This window comes from Microbacterium karelineae, from assembly GCF_009745985.1.
Classification (GTDB): domain Bacteria; phylum Actinomycetota; class Actinomycetes; order Actinomycetales; family Microbacteriaceae; genus Microbacterium; species Microbacterium karelineae.
The window spans coordinates 1-15,726 of the sequence record NZ_WFIX01000181.1 but is presented as its reverse complement, the minus strand read 5'-3'; the positions used below and the strand labels follow the sequence as shown (position 1 = coordinate 15,726).

Sequence of the window (15,726 nt, the reverse complement as noted above, 5' to 3'; positions counted from 1 at the left end):
CAGCCGATCACGCGCCGCGGCGCCGCGCGGCCAGCAGGATCCCGATGGTCATGGCCGCATTGTGCATGCGGCCCTCGGTCACGGCGCGGACGGCGTCGGCGATCGGCACCCACTCGGTGCGGATGTCCGCCTCCTCCGCGTCGCGCGCGAACGTCTCGCCCGTCGGGCGCACACCCGTCGCGAGGAAGATCCGGATGTACTCGTCGGATCCGCCGGGCGACAGCGCGAACGAGCCGAGGTCCTCCCACTGCTCGGCCGTGAGGTCGGCCTCCTCGGCGAGCTCGCGCTCGGCCGCCGCGCGCGGATCCTCGCCGGCGACGTCGAGCAGGCCCGCCGGGATCTCCCAGTCGCGCGCGCGGATCGGGTGCCGGTACTGCTGGATCAGCAGCACGCGGTCGTCGTCGTCCATCGCGACGACCGCGACGGCTCCCGTGTGCTCGAGGTAGTGGCGCACGAGCTCCGTGCCGCCGTAGCGGAAGTGATCCTCGCGGACGTCCCACACATAGCCGTTGTAGACGACGTCGCTGCGGGTGATGTCGACCTCGTGCGGCTCGTCGCGCAGGGGTGCGCTCACTCCTCGACCTCGAACAGCTCGCTGGAGCGGCGGCGCTCGACGGCCGCGCCGACGAGGCCCCGGAACAGCGGGTGCGCCTCGGTCGGGCGCGAGCGCAGCTCGGGGTGCGCCTGCGTGGCGATGTAGTACGGGTGCACCTCGCGCGGCAGCTCGACGAACTCGACGAGGTCGAGCTTCGTGTTGATGCCGGAGAACGACATGCCCGCCATCGCGATCTGCTCGCGGTACGCGTTGTTCACCTCGTAGCGGTGGCGGTGGCGCTCCTCGACCTGGACCGCGCCGTACATCTCGGCCGCGATCGAGCCGTCCGCGAGGGCGGCCGGGTACAGGCCCAGGCGCATCGTGCCGCCGAGGTCGCCGCCGTCGAGGATCTCGACCTGCTCGGCCATCGTCGCGATGACCGGCGCCGTCGTCTCAGGGTCGAACTCGCTCGACGACGCGCCCTCGATGCCGGCGACGTTGCGCGCGTACTCGATGACCATGCACTGCAGGCCCAGGCAGAGGCCGAGCGTGGGGATCCCCTGCTCGCGGGCGAAGCGGAGCGCGCCCAGCTTGCCCTCGATGCCGCGGATGCCGAATCCGCCCGGCACGCAGATCCCGTCGAGCGACGACAGCTGCTCGCGCGCGCCCTCGGGCGTCTCGCAGAGATCGGAGGGGATCCAGCGGATCGAGACCTTCGTGTCCTGCGCGAATCCGCCGGCCTTGATCGCCTCCGTGACCGACAGGTAGGCGTCTGGCAGGTCGATGTACTTGCCGACGAGCCCGATCGTCACCTCGTGCTTCGGGTGGTGGACGGCGTCGAGCACCTTCTGCCAGCGCGACCAGTCGACCTCACCCGCCTTCGCGAGGCCGAGCCGGCGCACGATGACGCTGTCGAGGCCCTGCGTGTTGAGGGTCGACGGGATGTCGTAGATGCTCGGCAGGTCGACCGTGTTCACGACCGCGTCGGACTCGACGTCGCACATGAGAGCGATCTTGCTCATGTTCTGCTCGGTCACGGGACGGTCGCTGCGCAGGACGAGCGCGTCAGGCTGGATGCCGACCTGGCGGAGCGCCGCGACGGAGTGCTGCGTCGGCTTCGTCTTCTGCTCGCCCGACGCGCCCATGAACGGCACGAGCGAGACGTGCACGAAGAACACGTTGTCGCGGCCGAGCTCGTGGCGGATCTGGCGGGCCGACTCGAGGAACGGCTGCGACTCGATGTCGCCGACCGTGCCGCCGACCTCGGTGATGATGACGTCCGGCTTCGGGTCGTCCTCGGCCTGCAGGCGCATGCGGCGCTTGATCTCATCGGTGATGTGCGGGATCACCTGCACCGTGTCGCCCAGGTACTCGCCGCGCCGCTCGCGCGCGATGACCTCGGAGTACACCTGGCCCGTCGTCACATTGGCGGCCTGCGACAGGTTGATGTCGAGGAAGCGCTCGTAGTGCCCGATGTCGAGGTCGGTCTCGGCGCCGTCATCGGTGACGAACACCTCGCCGTGCTGGAACGGGTTCATCGTCCCCGGATCCACGTTGAGATACGGGTCGAGCTTCTGCATCACGACGTGCAGGCCGCGCGCCGTGAGGAGGTTGCCGAGACTGGCGGCGGTGAGGCCCTTGCCCAAAGAGGAGACGACACCGCCCGTCACGAAGATGTGCTTGGTGGTGTCGTCGGTCGCCGCGTCAGAAGTCTGCATCACGGGCTTCAATCCTAACCCCCGGGCTCGGGATCGAGGTGTGTGCGGCTGGTCGGCGCGCTGGGAATGGACTGTGGACGAGCATACTCACCCGGCGGCGCGCAGCGACAGCAGCTCGCGAGCGTGGCTGAGCGCCGCGTCCGAATCGGCCAGCCCCGAGAGCAGGCGCGCCATCTCGGCCTCGCGCGCCGCGCCGTCGAGGCGCGTCACGGACGACGCCGTGATGGATCCGTCGCTCGACTTCACGACGCTCAGGTGGTTCGACGCGAACGCCGCGACCTGCGCGAGATGCGTGACGGCGATGACCTGCGACGACTCGGCGAGCTTCGCGAGGCGACGCCCCACCTCGATCGCGGCGGCGCCGCCGATGCCGGCGTCGACCTCGTCGAAGATGAACGTGGGCACGGGATCCGTCGCCGCGACGACGACCTCGATCGCGAGCATGACGCGGCTGAGCTCGCCACCCGACGCGCCCTTCGCGACGGGGCGGGGCGGTGCGCCGGGGTGCGGCGCGAGGAGGAATGAGATCTCGTCGTGGCCGTGCGCCGTCTCGGAGCCGGGCAGGACCTCGACGACGAGCGTCGCGTCGGGCATCGCGAGCGCGTGCAGCTCCTCGGTGACGAGCGCGCCGAGTCGCTCCGCCGCCGCCCGACGCTCGGCGCTCAGGCGCTCCGCGGCCGAGTCGAGCTCGGCGCGGGCCGCATCGCGTCGCGCGCCGAGGCGCTCGATGCGCTCCCCGTCGTCGTCGAGCTCGGCGAGGCGCGCCGATCCGGTCTCCAGCAGCGCGATCGCCGCGTCGAGGGAGCCGTGCGCGCGGACGAGGTCGGCGAGGGCGGCGCGGCGCTCCTCCACGGACGCGAGCTCCTGCGGGCCCTGCTCGTCGAGATCGGCGAGGTAGCTGGAGAGCTCCACCGCGAGGTCGCTCGCGCGATAGCCGAGGTCGGCGATCTGCGTGCCGAGCTGCTGGAGGGCCGGATCCGCGACGCGGTCGAGCGCACGTCCCGCGTCGCCGAGGAGCGCCGACACATCGGGGGCGCCCTCCTCGCTCGACAGCGCCTCGCGGGCGAGGAGCGCCGACTCGCGCAGCTGCTCGGCGTTCGCGAGCCGCTCGGCGCGCGCGGCCAGGAGCGCATCCTCCCCCGACTCGGGCGCGACGGCCTCGATCTCGGCGAGGGCGGCGCGCAGGCGCTCCGCCTCGTCGGCGCGCGCGTCGCGGTCGGCCACGAGCTGGCCGAGGTCGCGTTCGATCGCCGTCCAGGCGTCGAATGCGGTGCGGTACGCCGCGCGCGCATCGCTCACGCGGTCTCCGCCGAAGCGGTCGAGCGCGTCGCGCTGCGCGGTCCGCGACGTCAGGCGCAGCTGATCAGTCTGCCCGTGCACGGCGACGAGCATCGAGGCGAGGTCGACGAGCACGCCGGCCGGGGCCGTGCGTCCGCCGACGGCGGCGCGGCTGCGCCCCTCCGCGGCGATCGTGCGCGAGAGGTACAGCTCGCCCCGCTCGGCGCCCGCCGGCTCGAGGTCGCCGCCGGCGTCGCGCACGCGATCCGCCACCGGCCCCTCGGACGGCACGTTCCAGATCCCCTCGACGACGGCCTGCGGTGCCCCTGATCGCACCGTGCCGCTGTCGGCGCGCTGCCCCATCAGCAGCCCGAGGCCGGTGACGACCATCGTCTTGCCGGCGCCGGTCTCGCCCGTGATGGCGGTGAATCCCGGCCCCATGGGCAGGGCGGCGTCGGCGATGACGCCGAGGTCGCGCAGGCGCATCTCCTCGATCACGCGGTGGGGGTCCCTTCGTCTGGCGTCATACGGTGTGCGGGCGGGATGACGGTCACGGCGTCGGTCATGACGGATCCGCTCGGCCCTCGCCAGCCGTGCACGGGCAGCTGGAACTTCCGCACGAGTCGGTCGGTGAACGCCGCCGGATGCAGGCGCGCGAGCCGCACGGGCTCGTCGGAATGCCGGACGGACACACGCGCGCCCGGCGGAAGCGGATGCGTGCGCCGCCCGTCGCACCACAGCACCGCGTGGGATCCGGCGACGCCCGTCACCTCGACCGCGATCTTCTGTTCGGGGCCGACGACGAGCGGACGCGCGAACAGCGCGTGCGCCGAGATCGGCACCACCGCCATCGCCTGCACAGTCGGCCAGATGACCGGCCCGCCGGCGGAGAAGTTGTAGGCCGTCGAGCCCGTGGGTGTGGCGATCACGCAGCCGTCGGCGCCGAAGCTCGACAGCGGGCGCCCGTCGATCTCGATGACGAGCTCGATCATCCGCTCGCGGGACGCCTTCTCGATCGAGGCCTCGTTGAGAGCCCATGTCTCATAGACGACCGCACCCGAGCGATCCCGCACCCTCACGGCGATGGCGAGGCGCTCTTCGACGGTGAAGTCGCCGTCGAGGACACGATGCACCGCCTCGTCCATGTCGTCGCGCTCGGACTCGGCGAGGAACCCGACATGCCCCATGTTGATGCCGAGGACGGGCGCCGTGCCGCCACGCACGATCTCGGCGGCGCGCAGGATCGTGCCGTCGCCGCCGAGGACGACGGCGGCGTCGATGCGTTCGAGCGGCACGTCCTCGCCGAGCGCGGCGACATCGGCGAGCTGCGGAACGAGCTCCGCGAGCTCCGCGCGGTCGCCCTTCTCGAAGACGGGAGTCGCGTCCTGCTGCCGGATGATGGAGACGATGCGCGCCGCCGCCTCGACGGTGTCATCGCGATAGGCGTGAGCGACGATCAGGATGCTGCGCGCGTTCATCGTCTCCCTCTGGATCGTGGATCCGCCGTGCACCTGCCGGCGTCGTCCTCCCATTGTGTCGGATCCGCTCGCCCGGCGGCGCGCAGCGCGCGACGCGCCTGCTCGCGCGCCGCGCTCACTCGGGTCTCGCGACGAGCGCGTCGATGTCGACGGTGGCCGGATCCGCCCCTCCGCGCGCGAGATGCACGATGAATTCGCGGTTGCCGTGGGTGCCCGAGATCGGGCTCGGCACCGCGCCGAGCGTGCCCAGGCCCAGCCCGTGCGCGGCGTCGAGCACACCGCGTACGGCGCCCGCCTGGAGCGCGGGATCCTCGACGACACCGGCGCGGATCCGCTCCCTGCCGACCTCGAACTGCGGTTTGACGAGCAGCACGAACGCGGCCGACGGATCCGCGACATCGACCACGGCCGGGAGGATGTGGGTGAGCGAGATGAACGAGAGATCCCCCGTCACGATGGTCGGCGGATCGGCGACGCCCGTCGCCTCGGCCAGCGAGGCGCGGGTCATGAACCGCGCGTTCATGCCCTCGACGACGCGCACCTGCGGATCGGCGGCGACGGCGGGTGCCATCTGGCCGTGCCCCACGTCGACGGCGAGGACGGGCGCCGCGCCGCGCTCGCGCAGCACCTGCGTGAACCCGCCTGTCGAGGCGCCCAGGTCGAGGGCAGTGCGCCCCGCGACGTCGATCCCGAACGCGTCGAGCGCGGCCACGAGCTTGCGGGCGGCGCGGCTCACCCAGCGGTCGGCGTCGACGTCGAGCCGCGCGCCTGCTCCGACCTTCGCGGACGCCTTCTCGGCCGTCTCCCCATCGATCCGCACGCGGCCCTCCGCGATGAGTCGCGCGGCGTGCGTGCGAGATCTGGCGAGCCCGCGCAGCGCGAGCTCGGCGTCGAGCCGCGCGCTCACTCGCCCGACTCGGGCGCCCGTTCGAGCGCGCGCGTGAGCTCGTCGTGGAGCGTCAGATACGCCTCGGCGCGCTCCGGGAGCGGCTGCTCTTCGATCAGGCTGAGCCGATCCACGAGGCTGTCATCGGTCATGACTCCACGATACGTCGCACCGGCCGTCGCGAGCGCACATCAGTTGCGCGAGCGCACAGGCTATCTCTTGTACGGTCGCGCAATCCATGTGCTCTCGCGCTCAGGGGCGGTGGAACGTGTCGCGGTAGAGCCGTTCCGGCACGTCGAAGCCGAAGATCTGCCGCCCCGTCGCCCAGATCGCGTGGGCGCCGGCGCGCAGGAGGTCGATGTCGCGGGATCCCTCGCTGAGGATCTCGACCTCGGGTCCCGCGCCGACGCGGACGCGGGCGTCGCCGACGGTCGTGACCTCGCCGCGGCGCGTCACCGCCGGGTACGGCTCGAACATCTCGCGCAGGTCGCCGAGGATGTAGGTCGGCCGTGCATGCGTCGGGGCCGCCAGGACGTGCTTGGGCCGGTCGATGCCCGTGAGGACGATCGCCGAGTCCATGCCTGCCGCCTGCGCGCCCTGGATGTCCGTGTCGAGGCGGTCTCCGAGCATGAGCGGCTTCGCGGCGCCGAAGCGCGCGACGGCCGCGTGGAAGATGGGTGCCTCCGGCTTGCCCGCGACGACAGCGAGGCGGCCGACGGCCGTGTGGACGGCGGAGACGAGCGTGCCGTTGCCGGGGGCGATGCCGTGCTCGCGCGGGATCGTCCAGTCGGTGTTGGTCGCGATCCACGGGATCCCGCCCTCGTCCTCGGGCGTCGCGAGCGCGAACGCGGCCTCGGCGAGGTCGGTCCAGGCGACGTCCGGGTTGAAGCCCTGCACGACCGCCGCCGGCGCGTCCTGCGCGCTGCGCGTCACGGTGTAGCCGGCCTTCTCGAGCTCGACGACGAGGCCTTCGCCGCCGACGACGAGGATCCTGGATCCCTCCGGCACCCGGTCCGCGAGCAGGCGCACCGCGGCCTGGGGGCTCGTCACGACGTCCTCGGCGCGCGTGCCGAGCCCGAGATCCGCGAGGTGCGCCGCGACCGACGCATCGGTGCGCGAGGCATTGTTCGTGATGTACCCGAGCCGACGGCCCTCGGCCGCCGCCCTGTTCAGGCTCTCGATCGCGTGCGGGACCGCACCGGGCCCCGCGTAGACGATCCCGTCGAGGTCGGCGAGGAGCACGTCCACGCCGTCGAGCGGGGTCGGGTCGGTCTTCTGCGAGAGCTTCTTAGAAAAGAGCGCCATCGGGCCGGTCGTCCTCCGGTGCGTCGGTCACGGGTGTCGCAGTGTCGGGTGTCACGGTGTCTGCGGGGGCGGCGTCATCCGATGCGGCGGTCTCCTCTGAGGAGGAGGCCTCGGCACCGGCGTCTGCGGACGCGTCGTCAGCAGGACCAGCCTCATCGGCAGACGGGTCCTCGTCGTCGACGATGCCGGCCTCGGCGAGGAGCTCCGCGACCTCGGCCTCGATCGAGGCGTCGTCGATCGGCGCGTCGGCGTCGAACGCCTCGATGCCGGCGTCGTCGGTCGCCGTGAGCGCCTCGTCGACGGTGTTCGTCTCACTCGTCCCGTCGTCGGCCTGGCCAGCGTCCGCGGCCCCAGCCGTCGGCTCGCCGGCCGCCGCGTTCGCATCGCCGGACTCGGTGACGGGCGTCACCGCCGCGTCAGCGTCAGCAGCCGCCTCACCAGCATCCGCGTCCCCTGGCTCGTCGCTGTCAACGTCAGCCGACTCGCCGGCGTCAGCCGCCTCGTCGTCGCGCGGTTCCGTGTTCGCGCCGGCGATGGCCGGCTCCTCGGCGCCGCTCAGGGCCTCGCCACCCTCCGTGCCGTCGGCCGAGAGCGGGGCGGCCTCGTCGGCGTTCTCGGAAGGTGCGGCGCCGGCCGCGTTCCACGATCCCTCGTCGTCCCGCTCCGAACGCGGGGGGCGGATCACGATCTCGTCGATGACGACGGTGTCGTCCTCGGCGAGGCGGTCCGCGACGACGTCGCCCGCGATCTGCGCGCGGCGCGCCCAGTCGGCCGCCTCGTCCGTGCGGCCGAGGTCCTCGAGCACCGCGGCGCGGGCTGCGAACAGGCCGGCGCTCCACTCGTAGGCACGGTCGGGGTCGTCCTCGGGGATGTCGAGCTCGTGCAGCGCCAGCTCGGTCTGACCGAGGTCGAGGCGCGCACCCGACAGGGCGATCGACAGCTCGACGCGCTGCGGCACCTCAAGCGACTCGCGGTCGACGCCGCGGCCCTCCTCGAGTGCCTTCTCGGGGCGGCCGACGCCGCGCTCGCTGTCGACGATCATCGCGATGTGGTCGTTGCGCCCCGTGATGCGGCGCACCGTGCGCAGCTCACGCAGGGCGAGCGCGAAGTCACCCGTCGCGTACGCCGTGATCGCGAGCGTCTCGCGGACCACGCCGACGCGGCCGGCATGACGCATGGCGGCCTGCGCGTGCTCGTGCGCGAGCTGCGGGTCGTCGTCGATCGCGCGCGCTGCCATCGCCATGTGGCGCGCGACGCGCTCGGCGTTGTCCTCGCTGAGGGTCTTCAGCTCGTTGCGCGCCGAGGGCAGCAGGTCCTTCGGCGAGATGTCGTCGGGAAGGATCGGATCCGGCGTGCGGTCGAAGCCGTGCGCGTCGTCGCGATCCGATCGTCGGTCGTCACCACGGTCGAAGCCGCGATCGTCACGGCGCCCACCGCGCGAGTCCGACCCACGACGGTCGTCGCGGCGATCGAAGCCGCGGTCATCGCGGCGCCCGCCGCGGTCGTCCCGCCGATCGAAGCGCCGATCATCGCGCCGTCCGCCGCGCGCGTCGTCACCCCGCCGATCATCGCGACCGGCGCTGCGGTCGTAGCGCGGACGGTCCTCGCGCCCGCCCGAGAATCCGCCCGAACGACGCTCATCGCCTCCGCGCCCGCCTGCGCGAGAGCCGCCATCGCGCCCCCGGAAACCGCCGTCACGCGACGACCCTGCGCCGCCGCGATAGCCGCCGCCATCACGACCGCCGCCATCGCGCGATCCGGCCGAGCCGCCGCGGTATCCACCGCCGCGCGATCCCGAGTCGTCGCCGCGAGCGCCGCGCGCGCCGCCATCGCGCGAACCGAAGTCGCGTCCGCGAGAGCCGCCCGCACGAGATCCGGAGTCGCCCCCGCGATATCCACCGCGGGCGCCGCCATCACGGGAACCTGAGTCACCGCGGTAGCCGCCGCCGGAACCGGCGTCACGGCCTCGGTAGCCGCCGTCACGCGAGCCACCATCGCGCGAATCGCCGTCACGACCTCGGTATCCACCCCGATCACCGCCCGCACGCGAGCCTGCGTCGCCGCGGCCCGCACCGTCGCGTCCCCGGTAGCCGCCACCGGAACCGGCGTCACGCCCCCGATAGCCGCCGTCACGCGAACCGCCGTCACGACCGCGATACCCGCCGCGATCACCGCCGTCGCGCGAACCGGAGCCGCCGCCACGGTACCCGCCGCGGTCCCCACCGTCTCGAGAACCGCCATCGCGACCGCGATACCCGCCGTCACGGGAACCGGAGCTTCCGCCACGGTATCCGCCGTCACGCGAGCTGCCATCGCGCGATCCGCCATCGCGACCGCGAGATCCGCCGTCGCCGCCGCGGTATCCGCCGCGACCGCCCCCGTCACGAGAACCGGAGCCGCGGTCGCCGGACGGACGGCCGTCTCGCCCCGAGCCCTGCCAGGAACCACGGCCGGTGCCATCGCCCCTGCCGCCCTCGCGGCGGCGATCATCACCGGAGCGATCGCGGTCGGAGCCGGAACGACCGGAGCCAGAACGACCGGAGTCCCGGGAGCCGCCATCACGGCCGCGGTCAGAACCGGAGCCGCCGGCGCGGGGAGGACGACCGTCGCCGCCGCGGCGGTCGGGCTTGTCGTTGCTGTCGTCGGTGGCCATGTCCACTCCCCTATAGTGCGGGGGCATGCTCCCCGCGCGTCTGTTCATCGTGCTGCTGCGTCGAGCCTAGAACCTGCCCGTAACGCACGAAAGGGTCGCCCAGCATTGGGCGACCCTTTCGTCTACGTGAAGTCCGGCGGCGACCTACTCTCCCACACCGTCCCCGGTGCAGTACCATCGGCGCTGAGAGGCTTAGCTTCCGGGTTCGGAATGTAACCGGGCGTTTCCCTCTCGCAATAACCACCGAAACACCTACCACCACACACCCCTCAAAAGAGGCGCAGGCAAACCTGTGCTTCAACAGCTGGACACTGTTTACTTGTCCCCACAAGTACGGCGCAAACCATACCCTGAGAACCACAAAGTGGACGCGAAGATCGTTAAGAAGAACGAAGTGTTATCAAGTCATCGGCTTATTAGTACCAGTCAGCTGCACACGTTACCGTGCTTCCACATCTGGCCTATCAACCCAGTAATCTGCTGGGAGCCTCACGGGCCGAAACCCATGGAAGTCTCATCTTGAGGCCGGCTTCCCGCTTAGATGCTTTCAGCGGTTATCCATCCCGAACGTAGCCAACCAGCCATGCACCTGGCGGTACAACTGGCACACCAGAGGTTCGTCCAACCCGGTCCTCTCGTACTAGGGTCAGATCCTCTCAAACTTCCAACGCACGCAGCGGATAGGGACCGAACTGTCTCACGACGTTCTAAACCCAGCTCGCGTACCGCTTTAATGGGCGAACAGCCCAACCCTTGGGACCAACTCCAGCCCCAGGATGCGACGAGCCGACATCGAGGTGCCAAACCATGCCGTCGATATGGACTCTTGGGCAAGATCAGCCTGTTATCCCCGAGGTACCTTTTATCCGTTGAGCGACAGCGCTTCCACAAGCCACTGCCGGATCACTAGTCCCGACTTTCGTCCCTGCTCGACCTGTCAGTCTCACAGTCAAGCTCCCTTGTGCACTTACACTCGCCACCTGATTGCCAACCAGGTTGAGGGAACCTTTGGGCGCCTCCGTTACTCTTTGGGAGGCAACCGCCCCAGTTAAACTACCCACCAGGCACTGTCCCTGAACCGGATCACGGTCCGAAGTTAGATGTCCCAAGTGACCAGAGTGGTATTTCAACAACGACTCCACAATCACTAGCGTGATCGCTTCACAGTCTCCCACCTATCCTACACAAGCCACACAGAACACCAATACCAAGCTATAGTAAAGGTCACGGGGTCTTTCCGTCCTGCTGCGCGAAACGAGCATCTTTACTCGTAGTGCAATTTCGCCGAGTTCGTGGTTGAGACAGTTGGGGAATCGTTACGCCATTCGTGCAGGTCGGAACTTACCCGACAAGGAATTTCGCTACCTTAGGATGGTTATAGTTACCACCGCCGTTTACCGGGGCTTAAATTCTGAGCTTCACCAAACGGTTAACTCGTCCTCTTAACCTTCCGGCACCGGGCAGGCGTCAGTCCGTATACATCGTCTTGCGACTTCGCACGGACCTGTGTTTTTAGTAAACAGTCGTTCCCCACTGGTCTCTGCGACCCACACACCCTTTCAGCAGCAAGTGCCTATAAGTGCTGGGCGCCCCTTCTCCCGAAGTTACGGGGCCATTTTGCCGAGTTCCTTAACCACGATTATCTCGATCTCCTTGGTATTCTCTACCTGACCACCTGAGTCGGTTTGGGGTACGGGCAGCTAGAACCTCGCGTCGATGCTTTTCTCGGCAGCATAGGATCACCCACTTGAAACGCATCACGTCTCAGCCTCATGGGTCACGGATTTGCCTATGACCCGGCCTACACGCTTGCACTGGACACCATCTGCCAGCTGGGCTGCCTTCCTGCGTCACACCTGTTAATACGCTAACCGCACCAGCATGGGGTCGCGCGCTAGCCCACCCGGTGCCACCCGAAGGTGACGATGGATGGATTCGGGCGCTTAGCACCACTGGATTAGCTTGGACGGTTCTTCGCCGGTACGGGAATATCAACCCGTTGTCCATCGACTACGCCTGTCGGCCTCGCCTTAGGTCCCGACTTACCCAGGGAAGATTAGCTTGACCCTGGAACCCTTGGTCATTCGGAGGACACGTTTCTCACGTGTCATTCGCTACTCATGCCTGCATTCTCACTCGTGTGCCGTCCACGGCTGGATCACTCCGCCGCTTCACCCGGCACACGACGCTCTCCTACCCATCAACACGACTGAACCACGAAGGCTAGCCGCATGTGTCAATGCCACAACTTCGGTGGCGTGCTTGAGCCCCGTTACATTGTCGGCGCGGAATCACTTGACCAGTGAGCTATTACGCACTCTTTCAAGGGTGGCTGCTTCTAAGCCAACCTCCTGGTTGTCTAAGCAACTCCACATCCTTTCCCACTTAGCACGCGCTTAGGGACCTTAGATGGTGGTCTGGGTTGTTTCCCTCTCGACTATGAAGCTTATCCCCCACAGTCTCACTGCTGCGCTCTCACTTACCGGCATTCGGAGTTTGGCTGACGTCAGTAAGCTTTTGGGCCCCATCGGCCATCCAGTAGCTCTACCTCCGGCAAGAAACACGCAACGCTGCACCTAAATGCATTTCGGAGAGAACCAGCTATCACGAAGTTTGATTGGCCTTTCACCCCTATCCACAGCTCATCCCCTCAGTTTTCAACCTAAGTGGGTTCGGCCCTCCACGACGTCTTACCGTCGCTTCAGCCTGGCCATGGATAGATCACTTCGCTTCGGGTCTAGAACACGCGACTCGATCGCCCTATTCAGACTCGCTTTCGCTACGGCTACCCCACCCGGGTTAACCTCGCCACGTATCACTAACTCGCAGGCTCATTCTTCAAAAGGCACGCCGTCACCCCTACAAGGAGGCTCCGACGGTTTGTAAGCAGACGGTTTCAGGTACTATTTCACTCCCCTCCCGGGGTACTTTTCACCTTTCCCTCACGGTACTTGTCCGCTATCGGTCATCTGGAAGTATTTAGGCTTATCAGGTGGTCCTGACAGATTCACACAGGATTTCACGGGCCCCGTGCTACTTGGGATCCCCACAACCGCAGAACACGCATGTCGACTACGAGACTGGCACTCTCTCTGGTCCCGCTTTCAAACGGGTTCGTCTATACGCTTCTGTACGATCGGAATCACGGCAGCGACTCCTAGTAGGTCCCACAACCCCGCACGTGCAACGCCTGCCGGCTCTCACACACGCACGGTTTAGCCTCATCCGCTTTCGCTCGCCACTACTCACGGAATCACTTTTGTTTTCTCTTCCTGTGGGTACTGAGATGTTTCACTTCCCCACGTTCCCTCTACCCGCCCTATACATTCAGGCGGGAGTCACCAGAACACATAAATGCGCCTGGCGGGGTTTCCCCATTCGGAAATCCTCGGATCACAGCCCGCTTATCGGCTCCCCAAGGCTTATCGCAGATTGCTACGTCCTTCTTCGGCTCCAGATGCCAAGGCATCCACCGTCTGCTCTTAAAGACTTGAAATCACATGAGTCACAGACAAAGATCAAAAAGACCCTCGCCTGTGTTCGCTTTCTTTAAGATGCTCGCGTCCACTGTGTAGTTCTCAAAGTACGGTCGCACCCCGAACTCCACACCAACAGGTGCTTCATCCCGGGGGCCGAAAGCTGCAGCCAAACGACTGAGCCTTCAGGACCCAACAACGTGCACGCGCCCCGCTCCGACAACCCCGACGTTCCCACAACCAAAAAGGGCCGCGTACTGATCAGAACCATCATCACGAGACGCCTTGTCAAATGTTCCACCCATGAGCTCACCCCTCGAAGACATTCGCTCCGAGCAGGCGCCTTAGAACCAGACCCGATCGAAACCGGACCGATTCAAGATGCTCCTTAGAAAGGAGGTGATCCAGCCGCACCTTCCGGTACGGCTACCTTGTTACGACTTAGTCCTAATTACCGATCCCACCTTCGACAGCTCCCTCCCACAAGGGGTTAGGCCACCGGCTTCAGGTGTTACCGACTTTCATGACTTGACGGGCGGTGTGTACAAGACCCGGGAACGTATTCACCGCAGCGTTGCTGATCTGCGATTACTAGCGACTCCGACTTCATGAGGTCGAGTTGCAGACCTCAATCCGAACTGGGACCGGCTTTTTGGGATTCGCTCCACCTCGCGGTATCGCCGCCCATTGTACCGGCCATTGTAGCATGCGTGAAGCCCAAGACATAAGGGGCATGATGATTTGACGTCATCCCCACCTTCCTCCGAGTTGACCCCGGCAGTATTCCATGAGTTCCCACCATAACGTGCTGGCAACATAGAACGAGGGTTGCGCTCGTTGCGGGACTTAACCCAACATCTCACGACACGAGCTGACGACAACCATGCACCACCTGTACACCGACCACAAGGGGGCGACCATCTCTGGCCGTTTCCGGTGTATGTCAAGCCTTGGTAAGGTTCTTCGCGTTGCATCGAATTAATCCGCATGCTCCGCCGCTTGTGCGGGTCCCCGTCAATTCCTTTGAGTTTTAGCCTTGCGGCCGTACTCCCCAGGCGGGGAACTTAATGCGTTAGCTGCGTCACGGAGACCGTGGAAAGGCCCCCACAACTAGTTCCCAACGTTTACGGAGTGGACTACCAGGGTATCTAAGCCTGTTTGCTCCCCACTCTTTCGCTCCTCAGCGTCAGTTACGGCCCAGAGATCTGCCTTCGCCATCGGTGTTCCTCCTGATATCTGCGCATTCCACCGCTACACCAGGAATTCCAATCTCCCCTACCGCACTCTAGCCTGCCCGTACCCACTGCACGCTGGAAGTTGAGCCTCCAGTTTTCACAGCAGACGCGACAAGCCGCCTACGAGCTCTTTACGCCCAATAATTCCGGATAACGCTTGCGCCCTACGTATTACCGCGGCTGCTGGCACGTAGTTAGCCGGCGCTTTTTCTGCAGGTACCGTCACCCGAAGGCTTCTTCCCTACTAAAAGAGGTTTACAACCCGAAGGCCGTCGTCCCTCACGCGGCGTTGCTGCATCAGGCTTGCGCCCATTGTGCAATATTCCCCACTGCTGCCTCCCGTAGGAGTCTGGGCCGTGTCTCAGTCCCAGTGTGGCCGGTCACCCTCTCAGGCCGGCTACCCGTCGACGCCTTGGTGAGCCATTACCTCACCAACAAGCTGATAGGACGCGAGCCCCTCCCGGACCGAAAAATCTTTCCCACCATCGAAGATGCCTTCATGGTGCGTATTCGGTATTAGACGCCGTTTCCAGCGCTTATCCCAAAGTCCGGGGCAGGTTGCTCACGTGTTACTCACCCGTTCGCCACTAATCCACACCAGCAAGCTGGTGCTTCATCGTTCGACTTGCATGTGTTAAGCACGCCGCCAGCGTTCATCCTGAGCCAGGATCAAACTCTCCAAAAAGAAAAAATGCATACCCACACGGGAAAACGAGTGAGCAGCGAGTTTGATGCTGACCAATGTGATGTCATCTGACACCAAATGATCCAAAAAGGAATTGCTCTGACCAAAAGGCCAGGGACAATCAATAAATTGGCATTTGACAAGTGCACGCTGTTGAGTTCTCAAGGATCAGACGCACCCGGCCCTCAGCCTCCCGACTGAGCCCTCCGGGGCAACTTCTCTATCTTATCCCCCAGGTCCTCGCTGTCAAACCCGACACGCCGTAGCTGTGATCGAACCCAACCGCTTGAGCCCTGAGGCACAAGAGACAACCTTACGAACCGCACCTGAGTGAAACCTGAACGCCCTCGAACCGAGAAGCCTGCTCACACAGGAGCGAATCCGAACCAGTCATCTTCGCTGTGTCGCCTGTCTGGGATGAAGGAACCTTCCGGCTCAACCTCACCGCTTGGCGGCGACAAGTGAATACATTACGCG

General features: G+C 66.5%; 9 protein-coding genes and 3 rRNA genes. All 12 read right to left on the bottom strand.

Features of this window, described 5'->3' with window-relative positions:
* Positions 1-7: 7 nt before the first annotated feature.
* On the bottom strand, positions 8-574 hold the full coding sequence (locus GB932_RS08890) for an NUDIX domain-containing protein (protein WP_156760343.1): 567 nt from the start codon (positions 572-574) through the stop codon (positions 8-10).
* Positions 571-2,253, bottom strand: coding sequence for a CTP synthase (gene pyrG, locus GB932_RS08885; protein ID WP_156760375.1), 1,683 nt, complete (start codon positions 2,251-2,253; stop codon positions 571-573). The genes GB932_RS08890 and pyrG overlap by 4 nt, the downstream gene beginning before the upstream one ends.
* 87 nt (positions 2,254-2,340) lie before the next feature.
* Positions 2,341-4,029 carry a DNA repair protein RecN gene (gene recN / locus GB932_RS08880; protein WP_156760342.1) on the bottom strand — a complete coding sequence of 563 codons (1,689 nt, stop codon included), beginning with the start codon at positions 4,027-4,029 and terminating at the stop codon, positions 2,341-2,343.
* Positions 4,026-5,009, bottom strand: a complete 984-nt coding sequence (locus GB932_RS08875; RefSeq protein ID WP_156760374.1) for an NAD kinase — start codon at positions 5,007-5,009, stop codon at positions 4,026-4,028. Before GB932_RS08875 ends, recN begins: the two co-directional genes overlap by 4 nt.
* Before the next feature lie 115 nt (positions 5,010-5,124).
* Positions 5,125-5,916: a TlyA family RNA methyltransferase gene (locus GB932_RS08870; protein ID WP_156760341.1), complete on the bottom strand. Its 792-nt coding sequence runs from the start codon at positions 5,914-5,916 to the stop codon at positions 5,125-5,127.
* Positions 5,913-6,047: a hypothetical protein gene (locus tag GB932_RS19615; protein ID WP_306769946.1), complete on the bottom strand. Its 135-nt coding sequence runs from the start codon at positions 6,045-6,047 to the stop codon at positions 5,913-5,915. The genes GB932_RS08870 and GB932_RS19615 overlap by 4 nt, the downstream gene beginning before the upstream one ends.
* Before the next feature lie 100 nt (positions 6,048-6,147).
* Positions 6,148-7,200, bottom strand: a complete 1,053-nt coding sequence (locus GB932_RS08865) for an HAD-IIA family hydrolase (protein WP_156760340.1) — start codon at positions 7,198-7,200, stop codon at positions 6,148-6,150.
* Positions 7,184-8,443 (bottom strand): tetratricopeptide repeat protein, encoded by a 1,260-nt coding sequence (locus GB932_RS19430; protein ID WP_231916089.1) that lies wholly within the window; start codon positions 8,441-8,443, stop codon positions 7,184-7,186. The genes GB932_RS08865 and GB932_RS19430 overlap by 17 nt, the downstream gene beginning before the upstream one ends.
* Positions 8,444-8,484: 41 nt before the next feature.
* Positions 8,485-9,660 (bottom strand): hypothetical protein, encoded by a 1,176-nt coding sequence (locus GB932_RS19220; protein WP_197517406.1) that lies wholly within the window; start codon positions 9,658-9,660, stop codon positions 8,485-8,487.
* 324 nt (positions 9,661-9,984) lie between these two features.
* Positions 9,985-10,101, bottom strand: a 5S ribosomal RNA gene (gene rrf, locus GB932_RS08855).
* A 148-nt stretch (positions 10,102-10,249) separates the two neighbouring features.
* Positions 10,250-13,349, bottom strand: a 23S ribosomal RNA gene (locus tag GB932_RS08850).
* A gap of 372 nt (positions 13,350-13,721) precedes the next feature.
* Positions 13,722-15,249: ribosomal RNA gene (locus GB932_RS08845) — 16S ribosomal RNA — on the bottom strand.
* Together the 16S, 23S and 5S rRNA genes form the textbook arrangement of a ribosomal RNA operon.
* Between the last annotated feature and the right edge of the window lie 477 nt (positions 15,250-15,726).